Origin of the sequence: Robiginitalea aurantiaca, assembly GCF_030380815.1 — a bacterium.
In the GTDB taxonomy this organism is placed as follows: Bacteria; Bacteroidota; Bacteroidia; order Flavobacteriales; family Flavobacteriaceae; genus Robiginitalea; species Robiginitalea aurantiaca.
The window spans coordinates 1-512 of record NZ_JAUDUY010000040.1; the positions used below are offsets into that span (position 1 = coordinate 1).

Below are 512 nucleotides of genomic sequence, written 5' to 3' on the forward strand. Positions count from 1 at the left end.
TCGGTGCTTACCCCGCTGATGTCCACACTCTGGGTTCCCCCAGCGTCTGTCACCGTAAGGTTTGTTCCGTCAAAACCGATTCCCGTGTTGTATTCATTGGTCGGATCCGCATCCGCATCGTCTACCAGGGAAGCTAAATCCACAGTAGCTGAGTTTCCGTTCTCTATGTCAATCTGAAGGGAACTACCTGTCAGGGTTGCACCCGTCAGATCCTGGTCGTCTGTGCTTCCCGCGGCAAGGGCATCTATGGCATCCTGCACATTGGCAACCCCAAGGCCACTGGTTCTACTATCATAGCTGTTGGAGGCCGCACGGGTATCCAAAATAACATCGCTGCTATCATTGTTCGTAAAAGTATAGGTGCCATCCGTATTGTCCGTGATATCAGACTTACTAACCGTTTGTGACACCCCATTTTCATTGACATATGTAAGGGTGCCATCGGCATTATCCGTAAGATTGGTAATGGTCTCGGAAATCGTTACAGAAGCAACATTTAAATACAACGCGCC

General features: G+C 49.6%; 1 protein-coding gene. It reads right to left on the reverse strand.

Annotation, left to right across the window (positions count from 1 at the left end; all coding sequences use genetic code 11):
• Nucleotides 1–512: hypothetical protein (locus tag QU605_RS15350; RefSeq protein WP_289726208.1), on the reverse strand; the 512-nt coding region annotated here is incomplete at both ends.